General features: G+C 51.9%; 19 protein-coding genes. 7 read left to right on the top strand and 12 right to left on the bottom strand.

The window, feature by feature from the left end; translation table 11 throughout:
- Positions 1–246 precede the first annotated feature (246 nt).
- Positions 247–540, bottom strand: coding sequence for a hypothetical protein (locus KJS55_RS08920; protein WP_213543160.1), 294 nt, complete (start codon positions 538–540; stop codon positions 247–249).
- A 418-nt stretch (positions 541–958) separates the two neighbouring features.
- Here KJS55_RS08920 and KJS55_RS08915 point away from each other — a divergent pair, with 418 nt between their 5' ends.
- From KJS55_RS08915 to KJS55_RS08905, 3 genes are read left to right on the top strand one after another with little or no spacing between them, the layout of a single operon-like run.
- Positions 959–1,300, top strand: coding sequence for a helix-turn-helix domain-containing protein (locus KJS55_RS08915; protein ID WP_213543159.1), 342 nt, complete (start codon positions 959–961; stop codon positions 1,298–1,300).
- Complete coding sequence (locus KJS55_RS08910) at positions 1,293–3,083, top strand: type I restriction-modification system subunit M (protein WP_213543158.1); 1,791 nt, start codon at positions 1,293–1,295, stop codon at positions 3,081–3,083. The genes KJS55_RS08915 and KJS55_RS08910 overlap by 8 nt, the downstream gene beginning before the upstream one ends.
- A 4-nt stretch (positions 3,084–3,087) precedes the next feature.
- Positions 3,088–4,560, top strand: a complete 1,473-nt coding sequence (locus KJS55_RS08905; RefSeq protein WP_213543157.1) for a restriction endonuclease subunit S — start codon at positions 3,088–3,090, stop codon at positions 4,558–4,560.
- Positions 4,561–4,566: 6 nt separating this feature from the next.
- Here KJS55_RS08905 and KJS55_RS17685 read toward each other — a convergent pair whose 3' ends face one another.
- From KJS55_RS17685 to KJS55_RS08895, 3 genes are all read right to left on the bottom strand, one after another.
- A complete protein-coding gene (locus tag KJS55_RS17685) occupies positions 4,567–4,833 on the bottom strand; it encodes a DUF6809 family protein (protein WP_394806186.1) in 267 nt (88 codons plus the stop codon).
- Between the two features lie 29 nt (positions 4,834–4,862).
- The gene (locus tag KJS55_RS08900) at positions 4,863–5,144 is read right to left on the bottom strand and encodes a TnpV protein (protein WP_229600194.1); all 282 of its coding nucleotides are present in this window, start codon (positions 5,142–5,144) and stop codon (positions 4,863–4,865) included.
- A gap of 525 nt (positions 5,145–5,669) precedes the next feature.
- The gene (locus KJS55_RS08895) at positions 5,670–7,322 is read right to left on the bottom strand and encodes a peptide ABC transporter substrate-binding protein (RefSeq protein ID WP_187031535.1); all 1,653 of its coding nucleotides are present in this window, start codon (positions 7,320–7,322) and stop codon (positions 5,670–5,672) included.
- Between the two features lie 557 nt (positions 7,323–7,879).
- On the opposite strand from KJS55_RS08895, the gene KJS55_RS08890 reads away from it, so the two are divergent.
- On the top strand, positions 7,880–8,461 hold the full coding sequence (locus tag KJS55_RS08890) for a hypothetical protein (RefSeq protein WP_187031533.1): 582 nt from the start codon (positions 7,880–7,882) through the stop codon (positions 8,459–8,461).
- Positions 8,462–8,553: 92 nt separating this feature from the next.
- On the opposite strand, the gene KJS55_RS08885 is transcribed toward KJS55_RS08890, so the two are convergent.
- Positions 8,554–9,708 (bottom strand): DEAD/DEAH box helicase, encoded by a 1,155-nt coding sequence (locus KJS55_RS08885; protein ID WP_213543156.1) that lies wholly within the window; start codon positions 9,706–9,708, stop codon positions 8,554–8,556.
- A gap of 319 nt (positions 9,709–10,027) precedes the next feature.
- On the opposite strand from KJS55_RS08885, the gene KJS55_RS08880 reads away from it, so the two are divergent.
- The gene (locus KJS55_RS08880; protein ID WP_187031529.1) at positions 10,028–10,243 is read left to right on the top strand and encodes a helix-turn-helix domain-containing protein; all 216 of its coding nucleotides are present in this window, start codon (positions 10,028–10,030) and stop codon (positions 10,241–10,243) included.
- 43 nt (positions 10,244–10,286) lie between these two features.
- On the opposite strand, the gene KJS55_RS08875 is transcribed toward KJS55_RS08880, so the two are convergent.
- Both KJS55_RS08875 and KJS55_RS08870 read right to left on the bottom strand, forming a co-directional pair.
- On the bottom strand, positions 10,287–10,922 hold the full coding sequence (locus tag KJS55_RS08875) for a hypothetical protein (RefSeq protein WP_213543155.1): 636 nt from the start codon (positions 10,920–10,922) through the stop codon (positions 10,287–10,289).
- Positions 10,919–11,398 (bottom strand): RNA polymerase sigma factor, encoded by a 480-nt coding sequence (locus KJS55_RS08870; RefSeq protein WP_187031526.1) that lies wholly within the window; start codon positions 11,396–11,398, stop codon positions 10,919–10,921. Before KJS55_RS08870 ends, KJS55_RS08875 begins: the two co-directional genes overlap by 4 nt.
- Before the next feature lie 569 nt (positions 11,399–11,967).
- Here KJS55_RS08870 and KJS55_RS08865 point away from each other — a divergent pair.
- Positions 11,968–12,534 carry a hypothetical protein gene (locus tag KJS55_RS08865; protein ID WP_213543154.1) on the top strand — a complete coding sequence of 189 codons (567 nt, stop codon included), beginning with the start codon at positions 11,968–11,970 and terminating at the stop codon, positions 12,532–12,534.
- Positions 12,535–12,939: 405 nt separating this feature from the next.
- Here KJS55_RS08865 and KJS55_RS08860 read toward each other — a convergent pair whose 3' ends face one another.
- The 5 genes from KJS55_RS08860 to glgB form a co-directional block, all read right to left on the bottom strand.
- Positions 12,940–15,363, bottom strand: a complete 2,424-nt coding sequence (locus KJS55_RS08860; protein ID WP_187031521.1) for a glycogen/starch/alpha-glucan phosphorylase — start codon at positions 15,361–15,363, stop codon at positions 12,940–12,942.
- Positions 15,364–15,375: 12 nt separating this feature from the next.
- The gene (glgA, locus tag KJS55_RS08855) at positions 15,376–17,103 is read right to left on the bottom strand and encodes a glycogen synthase GlgA (RefSeq protein WP_213543153.1); all 1,728 of its coding nucleotides are present in this window, start codon (positions 17,101–17,103) and stop codon (positions 15,376–15,378) included.
- 74 nt (positions 17,104–17,177) lie between these two features.
- Positions 17,178–18,290: a glucose-1-phosphate adenylyltransferase subunit GlgD gene (gene glgD / locus KJS55_RS08850; RefSeq protein WP_187031517.1), complete on the bottom strand. Its 1,113-nt coding sequence runs from the start codon at positions 18,288–18,290 to the stop codon at positions 17,178–17,180.
- Positions 18,287–19,498 (bottom strand): glucose-1-phosphate adenylyltransferase, encoded by a 1,212-nt coding sequence (locus KJS55_RS08845; protein ID WP_187031515.1) that lies wholly within the window; start codon positions 19,496–19,498, stop codon positions 18,287–18,289. Before KJS55_RS08845 ends, glgD begins: the two co-directional genes overlap by 4 nt.
- Complete coding sequence (gene glgB / locus KJS55_RS08840; protein WP_213543152.1) at positions 19,495–21,408, bottom strand: 1,4-alpha-glucan branching protein GlgB; 1,914 nt, start codon at positions 21,406–21,408, stop codon at positions 19,495–19,497. The genes KJS55_RS08845 and glgB overlap by 4 nt, the downstream gene beginning before the upstream one ends.
- Between glgB and KJS55_RS08835 the strand changes: the two genes are divergently transcribed.
- A complete protein-coding gene (locus tag KJS55_RS08835) occupies positions 21,376–21,654 on the top strand; it encodes a hypothetical protein (RefSeq protein ID WP_187031610.1) in 279 nt (92 codons plus the stop codon). The two genes, glgB and KJS55_RS08835, sit on opposite strands and share 33 nt — an antisense overlap.
- The last annotated feature ends 14 nt before the right edge of the window (positions 21,655–21,668 follow it).

Raw genomic sequence — 21,668 nt, 5'->3', positions numbered from 1 at the left:
AATGGGAATATTTGTATAGAAAGAACATATTATGCTATGATTTGCGAAATTGACGCAGCAGCGCATAAAGTTACGTTTCATGTCACTGACGATATAGCGTAACACTCAATCAAATTTTAGTTTGCTATTGAACTGTTTGGGCCACAAAATGCTTGTGGTCCCTTTTCTCTTGTGAAAATCAATGATACTTTCAGTCGCTGCTTTGTCAACAGCAGAATTTCTAACAGTCCGTGGACACCTTTCGCATCACAAGAAATAAGGTGTTCTTACGGACGCACGGTCAGCATCAACACGATCTGGATAGTACGGGTCCTCTGCAAGCTTCCACAGGCGGGCGATCTGATCCTTAGTAAACTTGTTCCGGTCACACTTGTTGGGATGCTTATCCTTGTACCGGTTCAAATCCACAAACTCGGAGTAATCCTTGTTGCAGATATCGTTTTTTATGGCGTAGGCGTACAGCTGGTTGAATAGGCCCTTGAGTTTTTTCAGGGTGGGATAATTCTTCCCACAGGCGTCCACCGAAAATTGCAGATCCATCAGTCGAATATCTTGAAATGCTTTGTTGTAAGGTGTTCCGCATACCCGATAGCTCTAGATGCATGAAAATGATAAGCGAGTTGAAAGTGAAGGTAGCCGCACTGACCTCAGAGCTGATAGAGTACAAGTCTGTTCGTGGTCAGCTTCGTATCGCAGAACCGGACCAGGAAAATGGTGATCTTCGCAGTAAGTTCCGTAGCTATAAAGATACGATTTCTCTCCATAATTTATGGTTGTATTTCTCACGTCAACGCGGAAAAATAAAATTGAGGATAGATGGAAGGTAAAATTAAGCGATAAAGGCAGAAAACAAAGTCTCCACGAGGAGACTTTGTTTTTTTACCGTGCAAATTGTTGTCTTTTTAGAGCTCATATGTTAGTATGTAAACATACATACTTTCAGAGGAGGTGAGGATCTATGTCTGAAAATATCAGCTTTGGAGACTATCTTAAAATACTGATCAAAGATGCTGGTATGTCTCAACATGAATTTTATACAGCGCTTGGAATCACAAAGCCATACTTCTATGATATTCTGTCAGGAAGGGTAAATCCTCCACCACCAGAATTACAATTTAAAGCTATGGAAATTTTAAAGGCTGATAGTACCGCACGAAAACTTTTTTTTGATCTTGCAGCAAAAGGCCGAAAGGATATGCCTGCAGATATTGCTAAATGGGTGATTGATAATCCAAAAGCAATAGAAAGCATTCGTAATAGAATGGATCAATCATCAACAGGAGGACAGAAAAATGGATGAAATTAAAGAAGGCTATATCATTGATTATATATCTGGATTGCAGGTAAAAGAAACTCCAGAAGAAGTAGAAGCGGTGCAGCCCTTTTCTAAGATTTTAGTAGATGACTATGGGTATCCGAAATCTCATGTACATACCCGCCCGCAGTATCGAGTAAAAGTAAGACCGTCGGATAAAAAGAAAGAATATCCTGTGGACATCGCAGTGTTTTCAAGCGAAACACATAACGAAGAAGATGTTTACATTATTGTTGAGTGTAAGAAGAAAAATCGAAAAGATGGCAGAAGTCAGTTAGAGGATTATCTTCGTTTTTCAAAAGCATATCTCGGCGTTTGGTTCAACGGTGAAGAGAGATTGTATCTTCAAAAGATCGAGAAAGATGGTAAAATCCTCTTTGAGGAAATTCCGAACATTCCTCGCTATGGCGAAAGAGTAGAAGATATCGGAAAATTCAAAAGAAAAGATCTCCGACCCGCCGAAAATTTGAAGCCTACATTTAGAACTATTAGAAACTATTTAGCTGCAAACGCTGTTGGAATTACCAGAGATGAAGTTTTTGCGTCGCAGATAATAAATCTGATTTTTTGCAAAATTTACGACGAAAGATTTACTAGACCAGATGATACTGTCAAATTTCGTGCAGGAATTAACGAAAAAGACGAAGACGTTCGAGGTAGAATTTTAGAACTTTTCGAAAAGGTAAAGCATCAGTATAACGATGTAATTGATGTCGCAGATTCTATCAGTTTGGATGCAAAGTGCATTAAATACATTGTAGGTGAGCTCCAGTTATATAGTTTGAAGGATAGTTCTAGAGATGCTGTTGGCGAAGCATTTGAAATTTTCATTGGCCCATCTCTTAAGGGTGCTCAGGGTCAGTTTTTTACGCCAAGAAATGTTGTAAACATGGTTATAAAGATGATTGATCCAGATACCGATGAAAAGATTTTAGACCCGGCATGTGGAAGCGGAGGATTTTTGGTTGAATCCTTGCGATACGTCTGGAGCAAGCTTGAAAAGAAAGCCACAGAATTAGGTTGGCCTGAGGCTGAAATAGAAGCCGAGAAGCAAAAGGTTGCTATAAAAAACTTCCGAGGGATAGACAAAGATAATTTCTTGAGTAAGGTGGCAAAAGCGTATCTTGCAATTCTTGGTGATGGTAGAGGTGGCGTCCACTGCGAAAATAGTTTGGATAGTTTTGATAATTGGAGCCCCAAAACCACCGAAGATATTCAGCCAGGGACATTTAATGTAATTGTTACCAATCCACCCTTTGGTAAAAAACTGTCTATTGATACGACAGAAATTTTGAGTCTCTACGATTTAGGGCACAAATGGAAGCAGGAGACAGATGGAACTTTTGTCAAAGGGGATTTAGTTGATAAGCAACCTCCTCAACTTTTGTTTATTGAACGCTGTTTTCAGATGCTTCGAGATGGTGGACGAATGGGTATTGTTCTACTCGAAAGCATTTTTGGTATGCCCAAATATCAGTATATTGTAAATTATATTCAGAGTAAGGCAAAAATTCTTGCGGTAGTTACATTACCAGAAGATTTGTTTCAGCCGCATACCCACGCAAAATGCTGTGTGCTTATTTGCCAGAAATACAATAAAGGAGAAACATTTGAAACCTGTTCAGATTATGATGTGTTTATGAGCGATGTTAAATGGTGTGGACACGACAGCAGGGGAAATATAACATACACGTATACTGAAGATGGAGAGAAAGTTGTTTTAGATGAAATACCTCTGGTTGCAGATAAGTATGCAGAAATGAGGTGATACGATGCTCGCATACAAAATCAACAGAAAACATATTAAAAATAGGATATTTATTCCCAAATATTATGATCCTGATTTGTATGCTCAGATTACTGCTTTAATTGAAACCCATGATCTTCACAATCTTGGTGATTTGATTGATTCTGGCGTTATAGCAGTACAAACGGGCCATGAAATTGGAAAAATGGCTTATGGGACGGGCAATATTCCATTTGTACGCACCTCAGATATAACTAACTGGGAAATAAAAACTATTCCGAAACAGGGAGTATCGGAAGACATTTATCAGCTTTATGCGGAAAAGGAAGATGTTAAAGCTGGGGATATCCTCATGGTAAGAGATGGTACATATTTGATTGGAACAAATTGTATTATCACACCGTTGGATATTCCGATGGTTTTTCAGTCTCATATACTAAAATTTAGGGTGGCAGATTCCACAGTCATTGATCCATATTTGCTGTTTTTGTCTTTTAATTGCTCACTTGTACAGAGACAAATCAAAAATATGCAGTTTACTGCGGACATAATAGATACTTTGGGAAATAGGTATAGAGAGTTGATTTTACCGATCCCTAAAGATCAGGCACTTAAAGCTGAGTTAATAGCAAGTATGCGCAGTGCATTAGAAACGAGGATGAAGTATAAGGCAGCAGTAAAGCAAATGCCACTGTTAATTGAAAAAGTTTTAGAGGCTAATGCTGTTACTCCTTTCGACGAATTTTTTAATGTCCCATTGGAGGATCTGCTTACAGAGATTGTACAAGATACTACAACTCTTGAATTTGGAGAGTTTTCGGCATATAAAATGAAGCGTTCAGATATTATTGGAGGGATCTTTCTTCCAAAATATTATGATCCTTCTATTAAATCTACCCTTGATGGTCTTGCTGAAAACTGTTCGTTGTATTCTGTTCAACAACTAATCGATATGGGAGCAGTTCAACTATCTACCGGTGATGAAATCGGGAAAATGGCTTATGGAACGGGTGAAATTCCATTTGTAAGAACATCCGATTTTTCTAACTGGGAAATTAAAGCAGATGCAAAGCAAGGCATATCTGAAGAAATTTATCAGCAATATGCTGAAAAAGAAGATGTGCAAGCGGGAGACATTCTTTTAGTACGGGACGGCACATATCTTGTAGGAACATCTTGCATGATTACAGCATTAGATACAAAAATGTTGTATTGTGGTGGATTGATTAAAATCAGGGCGCTCAAAAAGGAAATTGTGGATGAGTACCTTTTATTGGGATTGTTGAACTCCTATATTGTCAAACGTCAAATTCGGACCAAACAATTTACTAGAGATGTTATTGATACTCTCGGCCAAAGATTGAAAGAGGTTATTATTCCTATTCCTAACTCAGAAGAACTGAAAAAAGCGATCTCTGAAAAAGTACACACAATCGTCAATAACCGTATTCAGGCACGAGATATAATCCAAGCGCTATCAGATAGAATCGTCCTGTAAAAAATGTCAGCCGAGCAGAGTCCTACTGCTCGGCTGGTCGTCGTTTATTCTTCCATGACTTCGAGCATAATCCTGGTGCCTAGCAAAACGATTCTGGAACAGAAGGTACTCTGCCATAGTCTGATACTCACGAACAGCGTCCGTATATCGAGAGAACAGTTCTTTTTGTTTCTCCGTTATGGTAGCCTGAAGCTTTTCTTCTTTTCGGGTAATCAGGCGAAGCACTTCCTTGTATTCCTTACAGGCATTTGCGTCATATTCGATTGGCTCAATATTGCCATGTCAAAATTTTTCCAGAAGGCTTATACGGCATCCTCCCCATAGATCAGCTCTTGGAGGAAGATTTCTTCCGCCCGATTTCGGATGTTATTCATGGCTCCGACCCATGCCATCTGATCCTGCGCTTTCAGCTGTTCATTGATACCCTCTTTCTCTGCCAGCTGTGTTACGAGCAAGTGGAGTTTGTTTCGTGCCCGGGTGTCAATGTCAGCCAGGTAGTTGTGCAATCTTTCGTTGAGAGTGAGACCAAAATAAAGCATAGGACGATGTTTTTTCAGGTATTGCTGATGCTTTCTGCCCCACACACCAATAGGGACTGTATCTGTTTCATCCGGTACTAAGCAGGGTATGAGTAGTCGCCCTTAAGTCCATACAAAAGGCCATTGCCTTGATCGAAGATATATTTTTCCATGATGCTGTCCCCCATGTGTGAATTTGATTTTGAGGTGAATCCACGAACAACAACCAAGTTTCTTTTCCTATTGTTGTCCTGCGTCACCCTGGGCAGCGATACGCAAGACACATATAAGGAGCAAAACCTATGTTTCGTGCACTGTGCACGAGTGTGAAAATTAGAATCTGGTGTGCAGAAAAATCGCAGTATTAAGCCAAAAACAGGTGGAAAACGAAGAAATAGCCGGATGTTTGGCAGGGCCAGCACTAAACCCTTGAAGTTCAGCAAGCGCTGATTCTGTTTGCAAAGTCCCGGAGCCAGACAGGTTCCGGGACTTTTTTATATCGCCCGGGGTGGGCGGTGCCTCTTGCCATCCTGTCAAAAGCAAAACACGCACAGCGAATGCTGTGCGTGTTGTTTTTTCCTTACCGTGCAGCTATGCCGTCTTGCGGGTAACACCGGAAAAGCTGAACCACCCTCTGGCATCCCGGCAGGCTCCGGTGAGATTTTCCCGCAGCTCCCATGCAGTTCCATTGGTGTATAGAGGCGTCAGCACATAATCCTCCAACAGCAAAGCCTCCGCATCATGGAGGCAGCCCATACGGGCTGTGCCATCGGACGCCCTGGCAATGATAGACATTAAGGTATCATAGGCACTGCTCTCATAGCCAGCCACATTGTCATAGCTATCGGATATCCAGTCCATCAAAAAACATTCCGCGTCATTTCCAGCCCCCTCTAGGCTGACGCCTGCCAGGGCATACTCCCCGCTACGCAGTGCTGTCCACAACTCCTGATTCGTCACAGCCCTGGGCACCACCTGTACATCCAGGACCTCCTTCCACTGGCGGCACAGCGCCTGGGCCACCGCGCCGGTATTGCCGTCCTCCACATACAAATACTCCAGTTCACCCAAGCCAGCGCCGCTATACCCTGCCTCACTGAGAACTCTTCTGGCCTCCTGGCAGCGCTCGGCATAGTTTTCGTTATCCAACAGCGCACCGCCAGAGGTGCGGAAATCCTCCCCACCGTTTCCCGGCACACCGGGAGGAATCAACCCCTCCGCGGCCTGCGCTGTCACGCCTGCCAGCTCTGCCAGGGCGTTGCGATCCACCGCAAGGGAAAACGCCTGCCGGATGGCCCTATCTGCAAAAGGATCGACGGCACCGTTGTATACCACCGCATAGGTCCCAAGCTGAGGGATCGGACTCCACTCCTCATCTGCTGAGAGCTCCGTAAGTCGCTCCTCTGACAGCGGCCACACCGCATCCACCAACTTCTCATCATACAGTGCCTGGCCCTCCTCCGCCGTGGAGGCAAATTGAAAGACCAGATCCGCGGGGCTGCTCTGACTGGTCCCATAAGACTCGCTGGCAGCAAGCCGCAGATAACTACCCTCCGCCAGCTCCTCCGCCACATAAGGACCATTCGTCACCAGTGCGGTGGGGTCCTGCCACCAGGAGGCCGCCTCCCCATCAGCGGAGCCAGCCTCTTTGAGCCGCTGCACCACATCCTGGCGCAGCGGCAGCGTGGCTGGAGAGGTGCAAACCTCCCTCAGAAACCAGTCGTAATTACCAGTGAGAGTCACCTCAAACATGGTGTCGCTGGGCGCACTGACCTGCAGCAGGCTCATATCCTTAGCAAGCCGCGCCTCCTGATATCCGCATACCACACTTAAAAGCGCCGCATAGGGTGAGTGGCTGTCCGGGTCTGCAAGCCTCTGCCAGGCGTAGACAAAGTCTTCAGCCGTCACCTTTTCCCCGTCAGACCACTTGGCGCTGCGGAGCTGAAAGCGGCAGGTAACCGTACCGTCTGCGTTTTTCTCCGTCTCCACGCTCTTGGCCATGCCATTGACTACATTGCTGTTCCCGGCCTGATCAGCCACCACCCGCATCAGGTTCTCATAGAGATGAACCAGTACGGTCTGACTGGGAATGTCCTCGGCGTATATGGGGTCCAGTGTGGAGTAGCTGCCGCCCACGCACACAGAGAGTTCCATGCCGCTCTCCTGTTGGCCGCAGCCCGCCGCCAGTAAGACGCACAGCGCTGCCAGAAGGGCTGTGACTGTCAGACGTTTTTGTTTTCGCATAAGGGGAAGCTCCTTTCCAAGCAAAAAACAGGCACCTGCTGAAAACCAGCAGGGAAGAACCGATCTCGAAACATGGCTCACAGGAAGCCATCCATGCAATCAGGGCCACCAGAGCAACCCGTACCCCGGATGCCACTCCGAACGCCGCGGACAACGAGCGCCTTTTTCTGCTCTTCCTGATAAACAAAGGCACCAAACGGCACCTCTCATGATATTCCTTTTCTGTGCTGCGGCACGTATTGGGTCCCCATGGATGATCTCCTCTAGGCCGCACTGCTGACAGGTGGTATTTTTCAGCAGGTAGTATTATAGAGAATTTTTATGCACTTGTAAAGGCGGGGCAAGAAAAAAGTAACAAAAAGTGACAAAATTTAAAAATCCGTTCACAAACAATATTCCTCAGGATTCCCGCTCCCGGCCTGCCATAATCCCCTCTGCTCCCATGTAAAATATGTTTCCGTCATGGGCCAGTTTGCCTTTTCTACTTGTGTGGGGGATGCTTTTCTGTTATCATCGGAGTAAACTCATTGATCCGAATCAGAATGGAAGGAGAACCCATGAAACAAATCTGTGTGTTTCTGCTTTCTATGCTGCTGACGGCCTGCAGTGCCGCCCCAGACAGCGCCGAGCTTGTCCCCTATGATCTATCGGAAAAGGAGCAATTTGTTCTGGAGACCTTTGGAATGCTGGAGAGTTCTCAGCTGCTCTCCTTTCATGCTCCGGAGGAGGCCATCACCCTGCGCGTTCATGTCTATCAGATGTTGTCTGGCGGTGCCTGGGAGGAAACTGGCGGAGGCGCCACTTCCATCGGTGCTGAGAGAGAGCCTGTGGACCGGCTGGACGGCTATTTTGCTATGCGGCTGCGGAAAGACCTGGGTATTGATTTCCACATTCGCTGTGCCGGGCTGGCATCCTACCAGACGGATGCTGTGGATCTGTCCGCAGCGGCCAGAGCAGTATATCTTTTAACGGACGCCCGTGAAATCACGATGGAGACAGAGATTCCCGTGGCCCTGATGGTGTACGAATCCGATGCGGCAATGCCTGCCTACTGTCTGGAGGATTATTTTGAGCCGTCCCGGTTTGACGGCAGAGAGCTGGTGCAGGCCGTCACCCTGGAATTCTCCGCTCAGGAATGATGGCACCTTGCCATTTTGCCAGCCGCGCAAACAGAAGAAAAAGCCTGGGAGCAATGCTCCCAGGCTTTTTGGGTTCGGGGTGACCGTGTCTTTCAGGCGGGTGTCAGCTTTCCGTTGTCATCAAACTTCACAGGCACAATCTCATTGCGGGTGTGCTTGGCAATATCGTCGATCCGCATTTTGGATGGATAATCCGCGATCAGACTCACCGCCACGCCCTGCCGCCTGGCCCGCCCGGTGCGGCCGATGCGGTGAATATAGTCCTGATTTTCATCCGGGATATCACAGTTGAACACGATATCCACATCGTCCACATCAATCCCCCGGGCCGCCACATCGGTAGAAACGAAGACCCGAAGCCTGCCCTCCCGGAAACGGTTCATCACCTGCTCCCGCTTTTTCTGCGGGATATCCCCGTGAATGCACTCGGCGTCAATCCCACGCAGCTGCAAAAACTTGGTGATTCGCTCTGTGGCCCCTTTCGTATTGCAAAAGCACATACAGCGGTCAAAGCCGGTCTCCAAAAGGATTTTCTCAATGGCGTCAGCCTTGCCGTCATAGCTGACATCCATGCGGAACTGCTTGATGTCCGGCTTGTTCTGCTCATCCTCCCGAACAGTGACCTCCTCCGCATCCCGCTGATAGACCCAGGCGATGTCCATCACCTCCCGGGAGATGGTAGCGGAAAAGAGGCCCAGGTTCTTCCGCTTGTTCATCCGGTCCAGCAGACGGGTCACATCATGGACAAAGCCCATATCCAACATCCTGTCCGCCTCATCCAGAACCACGGTCTGTGCGCTCTCCACCCGAACTGTCCGGCGCTTCATGTGGTCTGAAAGGCGCCCAGGCGTGGCCACCACAATCTGGGGATGCTTTTTCAGCGCGTCAATCTGCCGGCCAATGGGCGCCCCGCCATACAGGCACACCATACGGACGCCGGGCTTATAGGTCGCCAGATCCCGCATCTCATCGGTAATCTGAATCGCCAGCTCCCGGGTGGGCGCCAGGATCACCGCTTGAACGCTCTCATTCTCCGGCTCTACATGCTCCACAATCGGAATGCCGTAGGCAAAGGTCTTCCCCGTGCCGGTGGGTGCCTTGGCAATCACATCCCGCCACTCCATCATGGGCGGGATACATCCCGCCTGAACCGGGGTGGATTCTTCAATCCGGCGCTGCCCAATCGCCCGCATGATCTCCGGGGACAGCCCCAGGCTGTCAAATCGCACACCTTGTGTAAATTCCATACTTGATTTCCTTCTCTTTTGTGACACGGATTCCCTCACCGGAGTATGACATGGTCGCATCTCCCGTGAGCTCCTCCTTGTATTTTCATTGCTTCGCGGCTATTATACAGGGAAATACGGCGCTTGTAAAGCATAACGCGCGCCTTGCTGTTTCCGGATATGGACTGCCTTTGGGCGGGAAGTGTCATATTTTGGTATTTCCCCCATATTTGTGACAAAAAAGCAACTTTTTTCAAGTAAAATTATTTATTCTCTCTGTATACGTCTCATTTTTTGTGATAAATTGAATACACCAAAACTACAACAGAGGTGACGCAGCATGAATGGGATGGCCTATGTGCGGATTTTGCGCGATTTGCGAGAGGATGCCGACAAGACACAAACGCAAATTGCCGAGGTTTTGGGGACTTCCCAGACCATGTATGCCCGCTATGAGCGTGGGGCCAACGAGATGCCTATCCACCACCTGATCACATTGAGCAAATACTATGGCGTCTCTACCGATTATCTGCTGGGACTCAGTAAAGAACGGTAAACACGGACTGGAGACTCCAGTCCGTGTTTTTTGCAGGCAGCATTCAGTGGTCTGTGCTCTCCGTCACAGCACTTTTCTTTTCATATCGTGTCAACTCCTCTCCACTCTCTGAGGCCACGTTCATGGTCCCTGTCGTCTCGCTGCCATCGCTATGGGTGGTGATGGTGGTGCCGTCACCTTGATCCTGTGTCACCGTCCACCGGTCCAGATCTCCGGCCACATCGATGGAGACGGTCCGGAGTTCCTCGCTGCCATCCTCATGGACCACGGTCATGTCGTACTCATGGTGGTAGCTGCCCTCGGCGGCCATGGCGTCGGTGATGTCAATTTTCTCGCCGTTGGCATGGAGAATCAGTCGGCCATCCTCCCTGGTAACGGTGCCATCTTCCGACGCAGTGGTAATATACACCTCATTGCCCTCCGCATCCACCGCGCGCATGCTGTCCTCCCCGGTCCAGACAATGGTAAACTGCCGGAAGAACTCCCCGTCTGTGGCGATGTTTACCGCGCCGGCCGTAACCGCCAGCGCCATGGTCATGGCGGCGGCGATGGCCGCTCCCCGCAGGAGCTTCGGAATCCGTGTACCCTTCTTCTTTGTCATCTGAAAGACCTCCTTCTTGGCTTCCTCGGAGGCGTGCAGCCGGGAAAATGTCTCGCAATACAGCTTTTTGTCAATCATAGGCCTTCTGCCTCCTTCAAATTTGTTTTGAGTTGTCCCCTTGCCCGCATCAGCCAGGTTTGTACGGTGGATGGATTCGCCTGCATGAGGGCTGCGATCTCCCGGACCGCATAGCCCTCATAATAGTGGAGATAGATGGCGGCCCGGTATTTCGGCGGCAATGTCATCACCTGTTGAAAGAGCTCACTCTGAACGGGAGCATCGAATACCGCCGTCTCTGGCACAGCTTCCATCGACTCGGTTCGCCGCCGCCAGGGAGAGCGCAAGAGCTTTTTGCACTCGTTTGCCGCCACCCGGATCACCCAGTACCGTTCATGCTCCGGGCTCTCAAAATGTTCCTCCGCGCCATAGAGCTTCAGCAGGGTTTCCTGCATAACATCCTCGGCATCTGCCCGGTTTTTCAGGTAGCTGTATGCCAGCCGGAACACGGTGTCGGCGTACCGTTCCACCGCCGTTTCAAATGCAGCGTCTGTCAACACGCCTCACCTCGCTTTGTGTCAGGGTTGAAAGGCCTTTCTATGGAGAATATCCCCGAGAGGGCAGAAATATCTCATGGTCCTCTCTGTTTTTTATTTTTTGCTCTCCATGATCTAATAACCGAAGCGGCTGAAACCAGTCTGAAAAACCATACCGCCACAAAACATGGGACTTTTTGAAACCTCTTGTTTCAAAAAGTCTTTGATTTTATCTGTGGGAGAAACTCCCCCTGCTCCTCCTTCATACAGATATTTCCGGCAGAGGTAACAGAACCGCAGCGGCCTATGGGTCAGTTTCGCGTTGTTGACTGATATCATGACAATTTCCGCGCAGGGAAAGACTTTTTTCTCTGGGAGAATGGCTGGTCCATGCGTCCGACCGGCAAAGAATATCTTCCCTTTTCTATGGGGGACCGATCTACACGTACTCCGTTCATTTCACGAAAGCAGCTTATTTTGAAGCCTCAAACATGGACGCACTGGTAAAAATATGATATCATATTTATAATTCTCAGGAAAATCTTTGCGTCTATCTCATAAAAAGTACCTGGCATGAAAGGAGCTTTAGTATGAAGCATCTCAAGGACGGAGCTCTATCCTATCTTTTCTATTTGGTGGGTACCTTTATCTTTTTGATAGCCGTCATGACATTGGACGGCAGTATAACTTCTCCCTTTTCCATCCGTCTTAGTAACATCCTTAACTACATTGACCTTGGCTCGCTTGTCTTTATCTTGGCGTTTTGTTTGTTAGCTTTGGCCTGCACAAAAACCATGCGCCCGCTGAAGGATGCGTTTGTATTCATGTTTCAGGAGCAGGATTACACCGTACAGCAGTTAAACGAGTATCTATTATCTATAAAAGTGGCTGCATTTGCGGCGCTCACGGGGGGCGGCATGAGCTTTGTTGTGCAGATCATCAAAATGCTAAAGAGCATGGATTTCGACGGGGGAGTTTCATGGGCAGGGTTTCACATCAGTATTGCTATGATTTCTTTGGCGTATTCGTTGGTGCTTCTTATGATTTTAATGCCAATTTATGTAGCTTTAGCGCAGAGCTTGTCCCGTGTCAAACAACGCGAAAAGACGCAGAAGGTTCCGGTGTCCCACAAGAATAGGAAAGCCGGCTCCATCTGACACCCGCATAAAAAGAAAAGCAGGCGCCGTCCAAAAAAATAGGATCATATCCCTCAGCGCCCCCAAAATACCATGCATGCCCGCAGACGTTTGGTCTGCGGGCCATTTCCGATATTCATTTTTGTCAAACCGACAAGCGGTTTTTGAGATGGCATCATTCATTTCAAAGGGCAAAAAACGACATGGCCCGATAAATGAAGTGTCCGACTCCTGCCGTGTGAATCTATAGGATCTGATCTCTCGCTGGGATCGCTTTCGCCCTGCGTTTGTCAAATCTCCGCCCATTTCGTGAGGCCATAATCCTGTGGAAGCATGGAAAACTTTACGCATCTGGAGCCTGGTGTTCTGCTATAAAGGCAGCGGCTCCGGCGTTTGCCGGAGCCGCTATGGCGGGACTGTGCTCTTTTATCTGTGGGGTACGTGCCAGATATGCTCGGCGTACTCTGCCACCGCCCGGTCCGCGGCAAAAATTCCGCTGCGGGCAATGTTGTGCAGGCTCATCTGGTTCCAGCGCCGCTGATCCAGATAGGTCTCCACCATCCGGCTCTCGGCGTCGCAGTAGGACTGAAAGTCTGCCAGCAGCAAATACTCGTCGGCGGCGCTGCCGCCGGCCCCGAACAACAGCCGTTGATAGAGGTCATCATAGGAAATACCGTCCCGGAAGCCGGTCCGCAGCGCGTCCAGGCAGCGGCGCAGACGCTGGTCCCGGTTATACAGCCGCTGGGGAATATAGCCCTCCCGCTTCAGCTCCGTCACCTCGTCCGCGTGGAGCCCAAAGAGGAACATATTCTCGTCTCCCAGCACCTCGTGCATCTCCACGTTAGCGCCGTCCAGGGTGCCGACCGTCAGCGCGCCGTTCATCATGAACTTCATGTTGCCCGTGCCGCTGGCTTCCTTTCCAGCTGTGGAAATCTGCTGGCTGACCTCGCTGGCTGGCATCAACCGCTCTGCCAGAGAAACCCGGTAGTTCTCCAGAAACACCACCTGGAGCTTATCCTTGCAGACCGGATCGTGGTCAATCTGGTCTGCCAGGGAGTTGATCAGGCGGATAATCCGCTTGGCCACCGCGTAGCCCGGCGCCGCCTTAGCGCCGAAAAGGAATGTGTGGGGCTGGGTAATGGCGCCGGGATCGTCCTGAAGTCGCTGGTAGAGCGCAATGATATGCAGCACATTGAGTAGCTGCCGCTTGTACTCGTGGAGCCGCTTTACCTGAACGTCGAAGATAGCGTCCGGGTTCAGATTCACCCCCTGTGTCTGCTTGGCATAGGCGGCGAAGTCCGCCTTATTGTTCCGTTTGATGTCCGCCAGGGCCTTCAGCACGGCGGCATCATCGGCATAGTCGTCCAGCTTCCGCAGGACCAGCGGTTGCATCAGGTAGTCCTCCCCGCCGGTCAGATCCCGGATCAGGCTGTCCAAGCCGGGATTAATCTCGCTGAGCCAGCGGCGGTGGTCAATACCGTTGGTCACATTGGTAAATTTCCAGGGCTCCATGCCGTAGGCGTCCTTGAAAACGTCCTTTTTCAAAATATCGGAGTGCAGGGCGCTCACACCGTTGACCGCCATGCCGCCGGCGATACAGAGATTCGCCATCCGGACCTCGCCGCCCCAGATGATGGCCATTTTCTGGGTCTTTCCCTCGTCGTGGTAGAACTCCTCCACCCGCTTTTGCCAACGGCGGGAAATTTCCATCAGGATCTGCCAGATGCGGGGCAGCAGCTGCGCCACCAGGTCCTGAGGCCAGCGTTCCAGAGCCTCCGCCAAAACAGTGTGGTTCGTATAGGCCACGGACCGAGTCGTGATGCTCCAGGCCTCATCCCAGTCCATGCCCGCCTCGTCAATGAAAATCCGCATCAGCTCCGGGATCACCAGGGCTGGATGGGTATCGTTGATCTGCAAAACATTTTTCTCATGGAAGTTGCGCAGCGTGCCATACACGTCCAGGTGCTTTTTGGCAATGGACTGCACCGTGGCGGACACAAAGAAATACTGCTGCTTGAGCCGCAGCGACTTGCCCTCGTAATGATTGTCCTCGGGGTAGAGAATTTTGGCAATGGTCTCTGCCATGGCCTCCTCCTCGGCGGCCTTGAGATACTCCCCCCGGGAGAATAGGGCCATGTCCACCGGTTTGGTGGACTTGGCGTCCCATAGCCGCAGAGTGTTGACATGGGTGGTCTCATATCCGGCCACCACCATGTCACAGGGCACCGCCAGTACCGTGGTGGCCCCTTCGTTGACAATGTGCAAGTGCCCATCGTCCCAAAACTCCCGCAGCGTGCCGCCAAAACGGACCTCCTGGGCCTCCTCCGGCTTTGGCAGCAGCCAGGCGGAACCCAGATTCTTCCAGTCATCCGGCAGCTCTACCTGCTGCCCCTCCACAATCTTCTGCTTGAAGATCCCCAGCTCATAACAGATGGAGTACCCAGCGGCGGGGATCTCCAGCGTGGTCATGGAATCCAGATAGCAGGCAGCCAGCCGCCCCAGGCCTCCGTTGCCAAGGCCGGCGTCCGGCTCCAGCTCAAAGATATCCGCCGCCTGGAACCCCAAGTTGTTCAAAGCATCCCTCAGTTGGGGGAGAACCCCCAGATTATAGGCGTTTTTCATCAGGCTACGGCCCATCAGAAACTCCAAAGACAGATAGTGCACCTGTTTTTTCTGTTCCCGCCGGGTTCTTTTATGCGCCTCCACACTGCGCAGTGCCATCACATCCCGCAGCACCAAAGCGCTGGCTTTCATCATCTCCTGCTGGGTGGCCTCCTCCGGCGTCTTGCTGAAATTCAGCATCAGTTTGGCCGTCAAGGCTTCTTCCAGTTGTTTTGTGGTAAATGGCATGTTGTGTCTTCCTCACTCCGCCGCGGGAGGTTCCTTTGCGGCGGGCCCTTTCTTTTTGGTCTGTGGTTTCGCGGCGGCCTTTCTCCGCACTGCCTTTGGCTTTGCAGCCGACTCTTTTACGGCAGGCCGTCTGGCAGTCTCCGGCACGGCCTCCTCCGCGGCAGGCGCATCCTTCGGTGCTGCATGTTCTGCATGGACCGCCTCAGCTGCTTCCGGTGCGACGTTTTTCACAGCAAACGCCTCCACAGCCTCCGGCGCGTTCTCCCCCGCAGCAGAGGTTTCCGCGCTCCCGGCCACCGGCCAGTGTCGGCCGGTAATGCCGGCATAAATCCCCAGGTATTCCCTGGCGCTCCTGGCCCAGCTGAAATCGCACTGCATGGCCCGCTGACGGAGGCGCCCAAACACATCTGGATAATCCTTATAGAGATAGACCGCCTCCCGGATCACATACAGCATATCACCGCTGGCATAGTTGGTAAAGGTAAATCCGTTGCCGGAGTCCCTCCAGGACTCATAGGGCTGGACCGTGTCCTTCAGCCCACCAGTCTCCCGGACAATGGGCACCGTGCCGTAGCGCATGGCGATCATCTGGCTCAGCCCGCATGGCTCACTCTTGGAGGGCATCAAAAACAGGTCTGCGCCGGCATAGATGGCCATAGACAGATCTTCGTTATAGTCCAGGCGAACCGCCATGCGGCCGCTGTGCTGCTGTGCCGCCCAGTGGAAAAACTCCTCATACTTCCGGTCTCCTTTGCCCAGAACCACTAACTGTATGGGAAGCTCCATCATATCATGAAGCACTTCGCAAATCAAGTCCAGCCCCTTGTGGGACACCAAGCGGCTGACAATTGCCACAATGGGCGTATGAGGCTCCTGCCGAAGCCCCAGCATCCGCTGCAGCACCGCCTTATCCTCATCCTTGCCGGTCATATCCCGCGGCGAGAAATTCACGGCGATCCGCGGGTCCGTCTCCGGGTCGTACAGCTTCATGTCAATACCATTGAGCACGCCGGAGAGCTTATACTCGCATTTGCTGATGATCCCCTCCAGGCGGTGGGCAAAATAGGCCATTTTCAGCTCATTGGCATACGTGGGAGATACAGCGGTGACGGCGTCAGCGCACAAAATGGCACCCTTGAGCAGGTTCACGTCGCCGTCCATCAGCAGTGTGCCGTCCTTGGCCCAACCGGAATCCAGGCCAAACAGGTCCCCCAGGATATAGGGATTATACCGGCCCTGGTACTCAATATTATGAATGGTCAGCACGGTGCGTACCGTGCGCAAGCGCTCCTCCCTCACACCGTCATCTTTGAGGTAGATGGGCACCAGGGCAGTCTGCCAGTCGTTGCAGTGAATGACCTCCGGCCAAAACTTCAAATGCCCCAGCATCCTGACGACCGCCCGGGAGAAAAACGCGAACCGTTCACCGTCATCCATGTAGCCATACAGCTCCGAGCGGTCAAAATACTGCTCATTATCCAGAAAATACCACGTAACTCCGTCCTTTTGCAGAGAAAACAGGCCACAGTAGCTGTGGCGCCAGGCCAGGTCCACATAGTCGTAGCACTCAAAATATAGCTGATCGCCAAACCGCTCCTTGATCCGGCGGTACAGCGGCAGCACCACGGCAATCTCAGCCCCCTCCGCCGCCAATGCCGGCGGCAGGGAACCGGCCACGTCCGCCAGTCCTCCGGTCTTACAGAAGGGGACCGCCTCACTGGTTGCATATAAAATCTTCATGATAGCTCCTTTCCGTCCTCCATGGCCTCATGCCGCCGTGAAGGGACATCCATAATATCCTGCGATGTACCCTATCACACAATGCTCCCCTTAGCGATGACAATGGGATAATGCTGGTGGCCCATCAGGGTCCGGTCCGGGAGAACCTCCACATTCTTATCCGCAATGATACAGCTAAGGCGCGCGCCGCGCCGGACCACGGTCTCCTTAAACAGCACGCAGCCACGTACCTCCGCTCCCTCCTCTACCACCACGCCTGGGAATAGGACAGAGTTCTCCACCGTTCCCTCAATATTGCAGCCCTCCGCCACCAGGGAATCCACACAGTACCCGCCGACCCCCACATAGGTGGAGCTCTTATCCGCACCCTTGGCCCAAATCGGCCGCTCGGGTGTGAACAAGTCTGCCCGGATCGTCGGGTCCAGCAGCTGCATACTGCGGTCATAGTATTCCTGAACGGTGCGGATCTGCGCTGCAAATCCGTTCCAAATATAGCTGTTCAGATAGAGCTGGTCCTTCCGGGCCTGGAGCACATCCCGCCGCCAGTGATACTGATCCTTGCTGTCACAGTCGTCCACCAGCTCTTTTAAAAGCTGGGTGGAGAGGATATAGACCTCCAGCCCCCGATAGCCGCGGGGAGTATGAAGATTAAAGAGCACCTCGGTCACACGTCCTTGGCCGTCCCGCTCAAAATAGGTCCCGTTTTCCGTGTGGAAACTGTCGTTGCCGCAAACCACCGTAATGTCTGCACCGGACTTCATATGACTTTCATAAATGTCCGCCAGAGGCAAATTCGCCACCAAATCCCCATCCATCAAAACCACATGATCCTGACGAATGGTGTCCAAGTACGAACGGCTGCTGGCCAGAGCCTCAATCTTGCCCCGGTAAGGCATTACGCCCCAGCCGTCCCGGTAGTTGAACGGCGGCAGAATCCGCAGTCCGCCCCGCTTACGGCTCAACCCCCACACCTTGCCGGTACCCAGATGGTCCAGCATGCTCTGATAGCGGCCATGAAGCACAATGCCAACATCCGTGACACCGGCATTGACCAGGTTGGACAGGGAAAAGTCCACCGCCCGATACCGCCCTCCAAAGGGAATGGATGCCGCGGAGCGGATCTCTTCCAGTTCCCGCAGCCCTCTGCGCTTTTCGTAGGAAAAAATGATTCCATGCAGCCCGTTCATTTGGACACCTCCTCACCGCGGCTATTCAGCATAGTGCCCGCGGCCACCTGCCGGCCCTGGGCCACCTGGCACCCCGGCCCCAGCACTGTCAGCCCCCAGGCCGCCCCGGGTGCGGCATTCTCCGGTGTGCCGCCTACCCGGCAGTCCCGCCCGATCCGGCAGTCCTCGCCCAAAATGGCATACTCCACCACAGCGCCCGGCTCCACCACGGTCCCAGGCAGCAGTACGGAGTATGTCACCCGGGCGCCCTCTCCCACCACAACGCCGGGAGAGAGCACGGAGTTTTCCGCCACGCCCTCAATCACACTGCCGCGGTTGATGGCGCAGTGGGACATACGGGCATTGTGCCCGATAAAGGTAGGCGGCTCATTGACCGAACGGGCGTAGATCGGCCAGGATTCATCCTGCAAATCCAGCCCCGAGCTGGGAGAGAGCATATCCATATTCGCATCCCATAGAGACTCCAGGGTTCCAACATCCTTCCAGTAGCCGTCAAAGCGATAGGCCGCCATCTTTTCTCCCTGTGTCAGCATGGCGGGGATGATATTTTTGCCGAAATCGTTTTCAGAAGACGGATCTGCCTCGTCCTCCTCCAGATACCGCCGCAGGGTCTGCCAGGAGAATACATAGATGCCCATGGAGGCCAGGTTGCTCTTGGGTTCCCGGGGCTTTTCCGCAAACTCAGTAATCATATCCTGCTCGTTCACTGACATGATGCCAAAGCGGGGAGCCTCCGCCCAGGGCACCTCCATCACGGAAATCGTGCAGGCGGCGCCGGATTCCTTGTGGCGGGCCACCATCTTGGAGTAGTCCATTTTATAGATATGGTCGCCGGAGAGAACCACCACATAATCCGGGTCGTACAGGTCCACAAAACCGATATTCTGATAGATGGCGTTGGCTGTCCCCTGATACCACGTACCGCCTTTGCTGCTCTGGTAAGGTGGCAGGATGTGGACACCGCCGGTGGAGCTATCCAGATCCCAAGGTACGCCGCTGCCGATGTAACTGTTGAGTTCCAGCGGGCGGTACTGCGTCAGCACGCCCACCGTGTCAATGCCGGAGTTGCTGCAGTTGGAGAGAGGAAAGTCAATGATGCGGTACTTACCGCCGAAGGGCACGGCGGGCTTGGCCATGGCGCCGGTCAGCACATACAGGCGGCTGCCCTGTCCGCCTGCCAGCAGCATGGCAATACACTCTTTTTTCATGTCTCCACGTCCTTTGCCTGTTTTTTCGCTCTGGGCTTGGGAAAAACGCCTTCCCCCCGCAGGAATACCGCGCCGAAGGCTGGGATGCGGATAGCGGCGGAATGCTCCTTCCCGTGGGAGGGAATCGCCTCCACCGGGACGGCTGCGGTGTCTCCGAAACCATCTCCGCCATAGGCCGGGTCATCGGTATTCAGCATGGGGACATACTTCCGGCGGGGCGGGACGCCCATCCGGTAGTTTTCATAGGTGTTGGGAGAGAAGTTTACGGCGCACAGCAGATCCCGGCCCTTTTTGTCCTTGCGCAGAAAGACCACCACGTTGTTGTGGTTATCGTCCGGCACCAGCCACTCAAAGCCCTCCCAGCTGAAATCAATCTCCCACAGGGCCGGGGTCTTTTTATAGAAGGCGTTGGCGTCCTTGAAGAATTGATGAATCTGCCGGTTCTCTTCATTGTCCAGAAGGTACCAGTCCAGCTGCTGGTTGGAGTTCCACTCGTGCCATTGGCCCAGCTCCGCCCCCATAAACAGGAGCTTCTTGCCGGGATGGGCCAACAGGTAGGCGTAAAAGCCCCGGGTGCAGCGGAGCTGGTTTTTGTAGTCTCCCGGCATCTTGCCCACCACCGAGCCCTTCATGTGCACCACCTCGTCATGGGAGATGGGCAGCACAAAATTTTCAGAAAACGCGTACATCATGGAGAAGGTAATGTCTCTGTGGTGGTCCTGACGGAACCAAGGGTCCAGCTTCAGATAGTGGCACATGTCGTTCATCCAGCCCATGTTCCACTTCAGATTGAAGCCCAGGCCCCCCACCTCCGCCGGCCTGGTGACAAGGGGCCAGGCGGTGGACTCCTCCGCGATCATCAGCACCGCCGGGTCCTGTGCAAAGGCCATGGCGTTCAGCTCCCGCAGGAATTCAATGGCCTCCAGGTTTTCCCGGCCGCCGTGAATATTGGGCGTCCACGCCCCGCCCTGGCGGTCATAATCCAGATACAGCATGGAGGCTACCGCGTCCACCCGCAGCCCGTCGATGTGGTACTCCTCCAGCCAAAAGCGGGCGGAGGAGAAGAGGAAACTCTTGACCTCTGGCCTTCCGTAATCAAACACCCGGGTACCCCAACTGGCGTGCTCCCACTTGTTGGGGTCGCTGTACTCATAGCAGCAGGTCCCATCGAACTGGTAGAGGCCCTGGGCGTCCTTGCAGAAGTGGGCGGGTACCCAGTCTAAAATCACGGAGATACCGTTTTTGTGCATGTGGTTGACAAACCACATGAAATCGTGAGGCGTTCCAAACCGAGAGGTGGGGGCAAAATACCCCGTGCTTTGATAGCCCCAGGAGTCGTCCAGTGGATGCTCTGTCACCGGCAGCAGCTCAATGGCCGTATACCCCATGTCCTTGACATAGGCCGCCAGCTCCCGGGCCAGGTCCCGGTAGTCCAAAAAATCGCCGTTTTCCCGCCGCCGCCAGGAGCCCAGATGTACCTCATAGATATTTAGAGGGGAAGCGTAGACTTGGCGCTTGCGGGCCTGGAAGGCGGCGTCCGTCCAACGGAATCCCCCGATATCATACAGCTTGCTGGCGGTAGCAGGACGGGTCTCCATGTGGAAGCCATAGGGGTCGGCCTTGTAGCGGGTTTCACCATCCTCACCGGTAACTGCATATTTATAGATGTCATATTGCCGCAGGCCGGGGATAAATCCCTCCCAAATCTCCCCCCTTCGGGCGAGGCGGTTTGCAGTCTCATCCCAGCTGTTAAAGTCCCCCACGACGGATACGTTTTGCGCGTGGGGCGCCCAAACGCGAAAGATCCATCCGCGTTTGTTCCTTCTTTCTGCCGGATGTGCTCCAAGCCAATGCCATCCGTCTGTCAGGGTGCCTGCGTGAAATTGTGCAGCCTGGTGGTGATCCGCCATAGCATGCTCCTCTCTCCTGCCGCCGCAGCGGCAGGCTCTGTATTTTTTAACTGGTCATTTTTTCCTTATTATACTGCTTATGGAAAGGAGCGTCAAGGTAGCGCCTTCCAAAAACCCCGTTATTTTTCGTTTTTTTTACTAGATACCATTATTTTTTTACAATTATATTTATTTATTTTTATTAATTTTACAGAGGTGCCGCCGACATTTAAGGGGGTCTGCCACATCCCTTGTTTTTTGCCGTAAAATCTGCTATAATA

The sequence above is a fragment of the Pusillibacter faecalis genome (assembly GCF_018408705.1).
GTDB lineage: Bacteria > Bacillota > Clostridia > Oscillospirales > Oscillospiraceae > Oscillibacter > Oscillibacter faecalis.
This window is presented reverse-complemented; position numbering and strand designations above follow the sequence as displayed.

Coding starts and splice junctions, on each gene's coding strand:
- KJS55_RS08920 (WP_213543160.1), bottom strand. CDS start 540: ATGGATCTGCAATTTTCGGTGGACGCCTGTGGGAAGAATTATCCCACC.
- KJS55_RS08915 (WP_213543159.1), top strand. CDS start 959: ATGTCTGAAAATATCAGCTTTGGAGACTATCTTAAAATACTGATCAAA.
- KJS55_RS08910 (WP_213543158.1), top strand. CDS start 1,293: ATGGATGAAATTAAAGAAGGCTATATCATTGATTATATATCTGGATTG.
- KJS55_RS08905 (WP_213543157.1), top strand. CDS start 3,088: ATGCTCGCATACAAAATCAACAGAAAACATATTAAAAATAGGATATTT.
- KJS55_RS08895 (WP_187031535.1), bottom strand. CDS start 7,322: ATGCGAAAACAAAAACGTCTGACAGTCACAGCCCTTCTGGCAGCGCTG.
- KJS55_RS08890 (WP_187031533.1), top strand. CDS start 7,880: ATGAAACAAATCTGTGTGTTTCTGCTTTCTATGCTGCTGACGGCCTGC.
- KJS55_RS08885 (WP_213543156.1), bottom strand. CDS start 9,708: ATGGAATTTACACAAGGTGTGCGATTTGACAGCCTGGGGCTGTCCCCG.
- KJS55_RS08880 (WP_187031529.1), top strand. CDS start 10,028: ATGAATGGGATGGCCTATGTGCGGATTTTGCGCGATTTGCGAGAGGAT.
- KJS55_RS08875 (WP_213543155.1), bottom strand. CDS start 10,922: ATGATTGACAAAAAGCTGTATTGCGAGACATTTTCCCGGCTGCACGCC.
- KJS55_RS08865 (WP_213543154.1), top strand. CDS start 11,968: ATGAAGCATCTCAAGGACGGAGCTCTATCCTATCTTTTCTATTTGGTG.
- KJS55_RS08860 (WP_187031521.1), bottom strand. CDS start 15,363: ATGCCATTTACCACAAAACAACTGGAAGAAGCCTTGACGGCCAAACTG.
- glgA (WP_213543153.1), bottom strand. CDS start 17,103: ATGAAGATTTTATATGCAACCAGTGAGGCGGTCCCCTTCTGTAAGACC.
- glgD (WP_187031517.1), bottom strand. CDS start 18,290: ATGAACGGGCTGCATGGAATCATTTTTTCCTACGAAAAGCGCAGAGGG.
- KJS55_RS08845 (WP_187031515.1), bottom strand. CDS start 19,498: ATGAAAAAAGAGTGTATTGCCATGCTGCTGGCAGGCGGACAGGGCAGC.
- glgB (WP_213543152.1), bottom strand. CDS start 21,408: ATGGCGGATCACCACCAGGCTGCACAATTTCACGCAGGCACCCTGACA.